At 68.8% G+C, this 10,049-nt stretch carries 9 protein-coding genes and 3 pseudogenes; 4 read left to right on the top strand and 8 right to left on the bottom strand.

Going from position 1 to position 10,049, the window contains the following annotated elements:
• Positions 1-493: 493 nt before the first annotated feature.
• Positions 494-1,168 carry a hypothetical protein gene (locus tag ACRX5S_RS30870; protein WP_436776438.1) on the bottom strand — a complete coding sequence of 225 codons (675 nt, stop codon included), beginning with the start codon at positions 1,166-1,168 and terminating at the stop codon, positions 494-496.
• Positions 1,169-1,462: 294 nt separating this feature from the next.
• Here ACRX5S_RS30870 and ACRX5S_RS30865 point away from each other — a divergent pair, with 294 nt between their 5' ends.
• Positions 1,463-2,080: a DUF6461 domain-containing protein gene (locus ACRX5S_RS30865; protein ID WP_436776437.1), complete on the top strand. Its 618-nt coding sequence runs from the start codon at positions 1,463-1,465 to the stop codon at positions 2,078-2,080.
• On the opposite strand, the pseudogene ACRX5S_RS30860 reads toward ACRX5S_RS30865, so the two are convergent.
• Positions 2,077-2,572, bottom strand: a pseudogene (locus ACRX5S_RS30860) (ATP-binding protein); the annotation flags it as partial. The gene ACRX5S_RS30865 and the pseudogene ACRX5S_RS30860 sit on opposite strands and share 4 nt — an antisense overlap.
• A gap of 48 nt (positions 2,573-2,620) precedes the next feature.
• Positions 2,621-2,853: pseudogene (locus ACRX5S_RS30855) on the bottom strand (IS30 family transposase); the annotation flags it as partial.
• Between the two features lie 613 nt (positions 2,854-3,466).
• On the opposite strand from ACRX5S_RS30855, the gene ACRX5S_RS30850 reads away from it, so the two are divergent.
• Both ACRX5S_RS30850 and ACRX5S_RS30845 read left to right on the top strand, forming a co-directional pair.
• Positions 3,467-4,258, top strand: coding sequence for a hypothetical protein (locus ACRX5S_RS30850; protein ID WP_436776436.1), 792 nt, complete (start codon positions 3,467-3,469; stop codon positions 4,256-4,258).
• 708 nt (positions 4,259-4,966) lie between these two features.
• On the top strand, positions 4,967-5,560 hold the full coding sequence (locus ACRX5S_RS30845) for a hypothetical protein (RefSeq protein ID WP_436776435.1): 594 nt from the start codon (positions 4,967-4,969) through the stop codon (positions 5,558-5,560).
• On the opposite strand, the gene ACRX5S_RS30840 is transcribed toward ACRX5S_RS30845, so the two are convergent.
• The 3 genes from ACRX5S_RS30840 to ACRX5S_RS30830 form a co-directional block, all read right to left on the bottom strand.
• Entirely contained in the window at positions 5,536-5,925 is a 390-nt protein-coding gene (locus ACRX5S_RS30840; RefSeq protein ID WP_436776482.1) for a hypothetical protein, read from the bottom strand. The genes ACRX5S_RS30845 and ACRX5S_RS30840 overlap by 25 nt on opposite strands.
• Entirely contained in the window at positions 5,852-6,376 is a 525-nt protein-coding gene (locus ACRX5S_RS30835; RefSeq protein ID WP_436776478.1) for a transposase family protein, read from the bottom strand. Before ACRX5S_RS30835 ends, ACRX5S_RS30840 begins: the two co-directional genes overlap by 74 nt.
• Positions 6,377-6,466: 90 nt before the next feature.
• Entirely contained in the window at positions 6,467-7,402 is a 936-nt protein-coding gene (locus ACRX5S_RS30830) for an AraC family transcriptional regulator (RefSeq protein ID WP_436776434.1), read from the bottom strand.
• 96 nt (positions 7,403-7,498) lie between these two features.
• On the opposite strand from ACRX5S_RS30830, the gene ACRX5S_RS30825 reads away from it, so the two are divergent.
• Positions 7,499-8,428 carry an NADP-dependent oxidoreductase gene (locus ACRX5S_RS30825; protein WP_436776433.1) on the top strand — a complete coding sequence of 310 codons (930 nt, stop codon included), beginning with the start codon at positions 7,499-7,501 and terminating at the stop codon, positions 8,426-8,428.
• A gap of 368 nt (positions 8,429-8,796) precedes the next feature.
• Here ACRX5S_RS30825 and trhA read toward each other — a convergent pair whose 3' ends face one another.
• Both trhA and ACRX5S_RS30815 read right to left on the bottom strand, forming a co-directional pair.
• Entirely contained in the window at positions 8,797-9,408 is a 612-nt protein-coding gene (gene trhA / locus ACRX5S_RS30820; RefSeq protein WP_436776477.1) for a PAQR family membrane homeostasis protein TrhA, read from the bottom strand.
• A 247-nt stretch (positions 9,409-9,655) separates the two neighbouring features.
• Positions 9,656-9,985 (bottom strand): annotated as a pseudogene (locus ACRX5S_RS30815) (MerR family transcriptional regulator).
• Positions 9,986-10,049 lie beyond the last annotated feature (64 nt).

Raw genomic sequence — 10,049 nt, 5'->3', positions numbered from 1 at the left:
CCCCCCCCCCCCCCCCCCCCCCCCCCCCCCCCCCCCCCCCCCCCCCCCCCCCCCCCCCCCCCCCCCCCCCCCCCCCCCCCCCCCCCCCCCCCCCCCCACAGCCCCCCGGCAACAGCCACCCGAGCCCGGACGCCGACACCGGTGCCCTGGCTCGGCGATTCGGCTGAACATGCTCGGGTCTGAAGGAACTACGCTGCCGCCGTCGGGGGTTGGTCGCGCGGTTACGGAACACAAGGGCGGCGTTGACGACTTCGGATCCTGAGGCGTCACGACGCCAGATGGTTAGCCGTCGCGACCGCACCCGCTGCCAGGCCGACCGAGGGCCTCGCGATGTTCGGACGGGGACCTGACCGGTTTGATTCATGCGGTCGGGATACGCGTACTCCGTCGAGCCGCATCGTTTCGATGAACTCGTACTTGGCCGTTACCGGGGATCCTTCGCGACGTACGCTGCGGCTGGCTATGTCGATCAGTCTGGGTTCTGGCTTCCGGCTCAACTTTTGTGGTCCGTCGCCGACTGCGGCGAGTTTGGTGCCTGGGAGTAGGAACCTGCGCCGCCTTGGTCGAGAACGGCTTGCCGAGCCGCGTCCCGGCGCTCGATCGCAAGGTCCCAGACCGAGGGGTACCGGCGGACGAGTCCAGCGATCGCCAGCTCCAAACGTTCCTCCTCGGTGATGTCGTCCGGCTCCCCCCGCACCTGAAGCGGTGTGATACGCGCCAGCGAGGCTGACTGGGGCCGCCAGTACGCCAGTTCGGCGTCCGCCCTGGCCGCCGCGTCGGCCGCGTTCAGTCGAGCCAGTTCCTGGTCGAACCGTTCCAGCGCATCCGCGGTGCGCCGCTGCGTCACGGCGTCGACTGCGGCCGCGTGCACCGCGTAGGCGTCCCACTCGGCGGCGAGGCCATTTTGGGGGTCGTCCACCCGTTCGACCCAAAACATCATCTTCTCGTCCTCGCCGGCATCGTGGTGTTCCCAGGCGATCTCACATCGGAGTTCCGAACTCGGCGCGACCAGCGACTCTATGGCGTCTGCCCGGACCTCGGCCTTCCGCCGCGTCCACGGGCTGGTGATGGTGCAGACGGTGACCGTTCCCGTCTCCGAGCCCGGCCTCAGCTCTCCTTCGACACCCATGAACGGCCCGCGGGCCACCTTGACGACGACTGGATCCACAGCACCTTTCCTCTCGACCGAACGACCTGAGCCCGATCGTCCCAACAAACGCCGACACCGACGACCCACGTGACACCAGCGTCAGTTCGGCTCTCGACTCGGTTCACGCCGCGGCGGACTCAGGACCGCAGGAGCTGAAGCTCCACACAACTTGAGCCAGAACCGCAGTCTGGACGGCAGCTGTCCGCGAATTCGGGAGGCGTCGAGGGGGCTGTCGCGGTCGCAGTGCTCATGGGTTTCGAAAGCACGCACCGGCACTTGAGGGGGTCGGCGTCGTCGTCGGCCGCGTGATGGATGATCAGCGTCATGGTTGCGAGGAGTGCCGAGTATGCGTGGTTCGAAGAACTGTTCCCTGAGCTTGCCGAGGCGTGCTGCATCACGCTCGTCGACGGGGCCGGCCCGGAGGAGCTGATAGGACGGCTTGGTGACGCCTCGTTGCCTGGGTTGACCGGGACATCGGCGATCACCGACACGGCGTTCGAGTTGCTGGACGAGTCGAACGACCAGGACCAACTACTTGCCTTGACCCGCGTGGGCGCATGGACCCTCGTGATCGAACCGAACGGCTATCTGGGCGTCACGGAGGACAGAGGTCTGCCGGCCTCGGCGGGAACACGCTGGATCTCCCATTTCGTGAACATCAACGGCGTCGACACGTTCCTGTGGGCCGAGGACGGCAATCTGCGGCTGGCCTTCGAACCGACGTTCCCCGAGTCGCGGTGGGGCAGCGATCCCGACGGACACCTCGACGCGATGCGCGCGGTGGGCTTCGATTTCGCGCTCGAACCGCCGGACGACTATGCACCTGCCCAGGCTTGCTTCGCCTTCGCCGAGCATCTCACCGGTGTAGCGCTGACCGCCGACACCTTCCGGGACACCACGTTCCAGTGCGGTCGTGCACCGATCCGCTAGCACCGCCCGCCGAGCCAGGAGACCATGCTGCCCCTACTCGCTTTGCTCCGCCTGGCGCGGGTCTGGGCACGGCGGTAGGAGTCGGTGCGTTGCCGCCGAAGGTCAGGCGATCGACGATGGCCACGCAAAGACCAGGGTCGGTGAAGGTCTTGGTCCAGCCACTGAACGACTCGTTCGAGGCAATCACCAAGCTGTTCTTCTCCCCCGCTCCGTCAAAACCTGGAACAGCAACTCGGCGCCTCGGCGGTCGAGTTCAATGCATCCAAGCTCACCGACGCACAAGAGGTCGACACGACCGTACCGGGCGATGGGCTTCGAAAACTGCTTGTCGTCGGCGGCCTCGACCAGCTCGTTGACCAACTTGGTTGCCAGCGTGTAGCAGACGCGGTAGCCAGCCATCGCTGCCTCCGTCCCGAGCGCGGTCAGCAAGTGGGACTTGCCGGTGCCCGAGTCTCCGATCAGACACAGCGGCTGGCCCTTCTTCACCCACTCGCCGGCAAGTGTGACGAAGTTGAGGGTCTTGCGGGGGCGGGTGTTGGGCTTGTAGATCGTCTCGTGGCTCACCCGCGTCCCGGTCCGACGGTGTGGACCTTGGCCAGATGACCTGAGCCCCGCTCCGGCGACCAGACTCGGCAAGCTTCCCAGCCACAAAGTCGCGAAGCCGCGTATTCATCGCGAGCAGGCACGGATTCCGGCGCCGGGCGCGGTTCCAGGCGCGGTCCTCGGCGTCCCACGGCGCGATAGCGGACCGGCCCCTTGCTGCGGACGATCTCCATCCGGGCCGCACGACGGCGCAGCTCAGGCGGATAGGTGGATGGGACGTGCCATAACTCGATCCTTGGACGTAATCGACTCCGCACTTCACCCGGGTGGTCACGGTGTGCCGCAGTCATGACGACCGAGCAGGAAGCTGCCGACTTGATCCGGTATGCCGCCGCCGCTGGGGTCCGTACCACGATCACAAGCGCGGGCTCCTCAACATGGTTGCCAAGCACACGAGTTGCGGATCAACCGACTCGTGGCTTCTGTCGACGAACGTCAGCGCCGACGATGCCAGGCCGGCATGAAGCACCCGGAAACGTTGCCGGAAACCGGCAATGCGTCCGCGGACAGTCGGGGCACATCATCGCCGTACGGGGGGTTGAGGAGCAGCCCCGCCGCCGGAGCCATCAGCAGTCCCCACCACCGGCGGCGGGGGTGCTCCGCCCGCCACCCCATCGGAGGGAAAGTGGGCGAATCCGTCGCGGCCGTTGCGTCGGGTGCATGCCGCGGCGGACACCGGTGTCCTCGTCCTCGGTGCCTGCGCCGGCTGGCTCGTGACGCGACTCCTCGTACATCCTCTGAGCCGACTCTGCCTGGGCTTGGCGAAAGAAAGGGGTGTTGCGCATGCGGCTTCTCAAGAGGCGCATCCATCGGTCGTTCGCGCTCTTCGCATCGAGCTTCGGTCTGCTCCTCGCGACGTCCGGTTGCTCCTCGGATAGCCCCGCGCCGGCCGACACCACCCTGTCTGCGGGTCCAACACCCGCCGCACCCGCGCCGCCTGGCTCGGTCGCGCCGACTCCCTTTGCGCAGCCGACCGACGGCGGGGCGCTCCGCATCGTCGAGCAGGGCTTCACAGCCACCTCCGACGGCAAGGGGGCGCCTTGGTTCTCGGTCGGATTCGTCGTCGAGAACACCAGCGCCTTCGTCGCCACCAAGATCCGCGTGGCCTTGGCCCTCGTCGACACCGCCGGGCAGCAGGTCCCTTACGCGGGCCCGCGACCGGAGCACGTCATCGACATCCCGGTCGTCCTCGCCCGGCAGCGGTTGGTCGTCGGGGTCACCGAACCTCTCAAGCGCACAGGCGCCGCCGACCTGCGCATCACTGTCGGCCCCGCCCGATGGTGGGTGGCGGATCGCACCGACCGCACCTACCGGGAGATCCATGTGAGCCGGATCCGCACCGAGACCGACGGATCCGGTAGGACTGATTGGGCGTTCTGGAGCGAGTCGGAGCTGAGCCTCGCGCGCGTCGACGCGTACATCCTGCTGCGCGACAAGAACGGCCGCATCATCGGTGGGCAGCGAAGCACCGGCGAGACAGCTTCGGAATTCGGCAGACCGCACACGATCGGGCTGCCCGCCGCGTTGCCTCCCGGCATCGACTACGCCAAGACCGAGATCTCCATGAGCGGCTGACGGTGCCTACCTGGGGCGAACCGACGTTCTGCGCAGGGTCGCTCGACGCACCCGGGACGTGCCCCACGGACGGCACGTCCCGGCGGCGATTGCGGAACCGGCGGACGACGGCGGCAAGTCCGAAGGCCAGCAGTGCCGCGAACAAGACGGCGATCGCGCCGAAGCCGAGGTCTTCGGCCCACTGGCTGACCGCCTCCTGGAACTCGTACGAGCGGTCCACGACCGGGTCGTCTGTGGATCCGCCGCCGGTGACGCGCAGTTCGTACCAGCCGCAGTAGACGACGTAAAGATTGGCGAGAGGCAGCACGACACCACTGACCCGGCCGATCTACCGCACGGCATGACGCATGCGGGTCACCACGGCGGCCTGCGCGACCGCGACAGCGAGGGCCAGGGCGTAGCGACGTCACCCGTGGCGGGTCACCCCTTCGCGGCGACATCAGCAACACCGGCCGCGTTCGTGAAGCCTCAACATCCGATCGCAAATGGTCCAGGCCGGTCACTCGTTGCGCGACAGGTGAGGGAAGTCCATACAGAATCCGCGGAGTTGCCGGTGCCCAACCTGTATTTGGTGTGGGCTGTGGCAGGCTCGCCGCGTGACGGCGATCACGTTGGTGTGCTTCCGGCAGTTGGCCGGATGCGCTGGCGTACATGCGATCGCGAGGCTGGCAACGTGCGGAGATCTCCTTGAGGCATCGGAACCGTGTCGTGCTCACTGCCGCAGCGGCATTTCTGCTGGCAGGCTGTTCCGGTGGTGGGGACGGCACCCCGGACGCGACCCAGCCCCCGGCCGTAGGCGGAGCAACCGGCGGAGCCGACGCCGGTGCGCCGGGGCAGGACGCAGCCGGGGAACGTGGCGAGCTGCCCGAAGCACACACGATCGAGGAGGTCGCAGAGCTGCTCAAGCCCGCTCTTGGTCCCTGCCAGAGCATCCAGACGAGCGGCCCCTACGCGAAGATCAATGCCGCGGACACGGCCCGCGGCGGCACACAAAAGGCCCTGTGCTGGTACCAGGAACGCCAGTTCTCCGTGGCCATCCTGCTGGTGGACAAGGACAACAAGACGCTGGAGACCTTCCACAAGGACCACGACCTGCACTCCAGCGAACGGGTGGGCATGGGCTTCACAGTCACCCTCATCGAAGCCGCAAACCCCCAGCTGAAAGCGGCGACCGAGCAGCAGCTCAAGGCGACCGGCCTGCCGTACCTGAACTGCGAGAAGGACTTCGCGCCCCACGACGGTGTCCAGATCATCGCCGCGAAGACACCTGACTGCCGTTACACGCCCAGCGCGCGCATCTGAAGCGCTGTCACTTGCGGCGCCGAGGGCTGGGTGCGGGGCTCCCCTCGGGGGTTGGGAGCCCCACACGTCTTCGAGCGGGATCCGGCGTGGTTCAGCTGCGGGCGCGATGGCCGTCCCGGCGAGGCCGGCGGACTTCTTTCTGGGCGCCGGGCGGTGTCGCGGCCAGGGCGGCGCAGGACTGCGGCCAGGGAGTCGAGGAACCGCCGGCCGAGCTGGGTGACCTTGACCGGCAGTTCCTCGACGTCCACGGTGCGCGCGTAGCGGCGCACGGCGTGGTAGTCCAGGTCGAGGTCACGGCTGACGCCACGCAACGACCGTCCCTGGGCGAGGAGTTCGCAGACGGCCTGGTGGCGGTCGCGGATCACCGGCACGACGCGGTGCGGGCGGCCCCGGACGTCGAGCTCGCCGTCCGGCTCCGGCGGCGCCGAACCGGTCGGCGAGTCGGATGCCGGGACGGCCCGACAACATCCCCGCGATCTGTGCGAGCACCGTGCGCATCGGCGGGATGTAGCGGACGTGGGGCCGTGTCAGACCCGGTACCTGCTCGGCGAACGTCGCCGCCGGGCAACTCGGTTCACCGCACTTGAACCGCCGTACTGACACGACGATTTCGACGCGAGTTCCTGCAAGCGGCGTGTCCTCGGGTTGCCGCAGACAGCGGTCATGCACTCGTTCCGACGCGGTCCCGCACGAGGGGGCATCGGCTGGACGGTGAACGTTATCTCGTACGACGAACCACCATATCGGCGAGCCGCTGGACAAACTCCACGACCATCCCGGCAAGGTGCGGCAGCACCTCCGACAAGCCCCCTGCATCGCACACACGACCAACATGATCAGTCCGGCAGCCGGGCGTCACGACATCAGCGACAGACCCGGTGAACGTGCACGATTCGTGCAGTCGATTCAGCTCGCCCGCCTGTATGCGCCGGGCGGCACCCTGTGGGTGCGCTTGAACGCGTTGGCGAAGGCGAACTCGGAGGTGTAGCCCACCTCGGCGGCGATGGACCGCAGGGGCGCTTCCGTCGCCCGGAGGAGGCGGGCTGCCGTGGTCATCCGCCACCAGGTCAGGTAGCCGAGGGGCGGCTGGCCGATCAACTCGGAGAAGCGCCGGGCGAACGCCGACCGGGAGAGGCCCGCCTCCGCGGCGAGTTTCGCCACGGTCCAGGACGCCGCCGGGTCCTGGTGGATGGCGTGCAGAGCGGCGGACATCGCTGGGTCCTTGAGTGCTGTGGCCCAGCCGGCAGCGCTGCCGTGGATGGGCTGTTCGCCAAGCCAGATGCGCAGGATGTACATCAGGAGCGTGTCCAGGAGCGCGGGTACGGTCGCGCCGACGCCCAGGCGTGGATTGTCCACCTCGGGGGCCAGGAGTTGCACCGCCGCGTTCAGCTCGGGGTGACGGCTCGGGTCGGCCGGCAGGTGGATGCGGTCTGGCAGGGTCAGCAGCAGTGGGTGCGTTCGGGACGGGTCGAGTTGGTAGGCGCCGCAGAGCACAGCGGTGACCGGGCCGGCCTGGCCGAGACCGTCGACACGGTCCGACGTATAGGACTCGGGCAGCTCGGGGTCCTCCGGAGTACAAGCGGGGGTAGTCACCACGCGTGCCGGGTGGTCGGCCAGAGTGTGCCCACTGCCGTGGGGCAGGAACAACACATCGCCCGTCTCCAGTCGGAGCGGCGCCCCATGCGGAGGCCGGAGCCAGCAGGAGCCTTCCAGGATCACCTGAAAACCCGCCGACCCTGGTACGGCGGCGAACTGCTGTCCCCACGGGGCATGCCATCGCACGTACGCCGACCGGGCCCGGCCGGTGCGAGCCACCGTGATCACATCGCTGAGCACGTCCATGGGGCGAGCGTACGCATGAGACGCATGAGACGTTGGCGCATAAACAAGGCACCTTGGCGCATGGATCGTCTCCCTCGGGGGCCGTAGTTTCACGGCATGAAGATGAGGACAGCGCGTATTCACGCGTTCGGCGATGCGTCCGTGATCAGCTACGACGATGTTCCGCGGCCCCGACCCGGCTCCGGTGAAGTCCTCATCCGCGTCGCTGCGACGTCGTTCAATCCCACCGAAGTCGCGTTGCGCGCGGGGCTGCTCCAGGGGTTCCTGCCAGTGGCCCTCCCGCACGCGTTCGGCTGGGACGTCGCCGGGACGGTTGTCGAAATCGGCCCGCGGGCCGAGGGGTTCGCTGTCGGCGACAGGGTCGTCGGATGGCTGGAGGGCGCGGGCGCAGCCGCCGAGTGCGTTGCGGCGCCGGGCGCAATGCTGGTTCCCGCGCCGACGTCCGTTCCACTCGCGCACGCCGCGGCCCTTCCACTCGCCGGGCTGACCGCCTGGCAGGCGGTGTTCGAGCACGGACAGGTGACCGCCGGCCAACGGGTGCTGGTCAACGGTGCGGGAGGCGGGATCGGCGGATTCGTGACACAGCTCGCCGCACATGCCGGGGCCGAGGTGATTGCCACAGCCAGCGCCCGCAGCACCGGGGCGGTTCGGCAGCACGGGGCGCACCACGTGATCGACTACACCGCAACGCCGGTCGCGGCCGCGCTCGAACGCCCGGTGGACACCCTGCTCAACCTCGTTTCGTTGAACCCGCAGGACGCCGCGGCGCTGGTACCCGCGGTACGGCCGGCGGGGCGGATCGTCTCGATCGCGACCTCCTTCGAACCACCCGCGGCAACCGGAGTGACGGCGGTGCACATGGTCGCCCGCAACGACATTGCACATCTGACCGCGCTGGTGGCACTCGTCGACACAGGAAAGATCACCCTCGACATCAGCGCATCCCATCCGCTGGCCGACCTCGCGCGCATCCACCGCCTCAGCGAAGCCGACGGAATCCGCGGCAAGGTTCTCATCATCCCGTGAGACGACACCCGAGACGGGCACCGAGCCCGGCGACACGTGGCCGAGTTCAGCGGCGAACGCGGCCAAACGGCGGATGTCGTCGGCATAGTCGCGCTTGGTCCGCACCACGCGCCGCGTCGAGGTGAGCCAGTCGAGCACCATCACGAAAGTCCCGGCGTTGCGTGCAGCCGGCTCGGCTTCACCTGCCAGACCCACCCCGCAGCCACTTCGGAGCGCGAGCCCACTCCGCTCCAAGGCTGCATCGGCGGTGCTCGACGGCTCCGAACCCGCGTAGCGGACGCGGAGACCGTCGGCCGGGCGCCGCGCCGCTCAGGGTCCGGCGGCGCACCCGAGGCGGTGCCACGTACGAACGCCTGGACGGCGAACGCCTATGGGGCTGCCAACAGGATGGCCGTGTAGTGCGCGACGAAGCCGGCGATGGTGAAGGCGTGGAAGACCTCGTGGAAGCCGAACCAGGACGGTGACGGGTCGGGCCGCTGGAGTCCGTAGACCACGGCGCCCGCCGTGTAGAGCAGACCGCCCGCGATGACCAGGACGACGACCGCCGTACCGCCGGTGTGCGCGAAGTCCGGCAGGTAGAAGACGGCCACCCAGCCCAGGGCGATGTAGCACGGTGTGTAGAGCCACCGGGGAGCCCCGATCCACAGGACGCGGAAGGCGACGCCGACCAGCGCTCCCGCCCATACCAGGGACAGCAGCACCAGCCTCTGGTCCGACGGCAGCAGCAGCACCGCCAAGGGTGTGTACGTACCCGCGATGATCAGGAAGATGTTGGCGTGGTCCAGTCGCCGCAGGACCGCCTCACCCAGCGGTCCCCACGTCCCGCGGTGGTAGACGCCGCTCGTCCCGAACAGCAGCAGCGCCGACACGGCGAACACCGAACACGCCGCCACCGCCACAGCCGAACGTGAGACGGCGACCAGGACGATGCCGCCCGCCAGCGCGAGCGGAGACATGCCGACGTGCAGCCAGCCCCGCATCCTCGGCTTCAGCGCGGCCGCCGTACGCTCCACGCCGCTCCCGCCCTCGTTGGCTGCACCGTCCTGCACGCCGGAGTCCTCGGCGCCCTCCACGGCGGCTGGGCGGGGGTCGGGCGTCGCGGTGCGGCGGCGGGCCTGCGATCCGTGCACGGGCGGCGGGGTGTGCTCGGCGATCACGCGCTCATTTCACGAGGAGGGACGGGAACAGCATCGACGTGCCGCTCATGGCTTCGGGCCACGGTGCGGGTCAGTCGTCTGCCGGACGCCGCGACTCGGCGCGGCGGTATTCGGCGTTGACGGGTTGGGCTTCTTCGAGTTGATCCTCAAGGATGATGATGCGGCATGCGGCCTCGACCGGGTGCCGCGGTCGACGGGCTCGCGGGCGCGGGCGGCGATGCGCAGCTGATAGCGGGAGTAGCGGCGGTGGGCCGCCCTCGGACCGCAGCGGGGTGATCAGGCGGTCTCCTCCGAGGGCGCCCAGGAAGCCCTGGGTGGCGCCGATCATCTCGGCGGCCCGGTCCGTCGTGTAGGCGGGGTAGTCGTCGTCGAGACGACCGAATGAACCCTCAGCTGTCATCGCACCTCTCTTGGCGGTCTGTCATGTCCAGGAACGCGTGGAGGGGCCCTGGCGCCATGTGGCG

The organism is Yinghuangia sp. YIM S09857, assembly GCF_051388915.1.
Taxonomy (GTDB): Bacteria; Actinomycetota; Actinomycetes; order Streptomycetales; family Streptomycetaceae; genus Yinghuangia.
The sequence above is the reverse complement of the archived record's forward strand: the minus strand, read 5'-3'. Positions and strand labels throughout refer to the sequence as shown.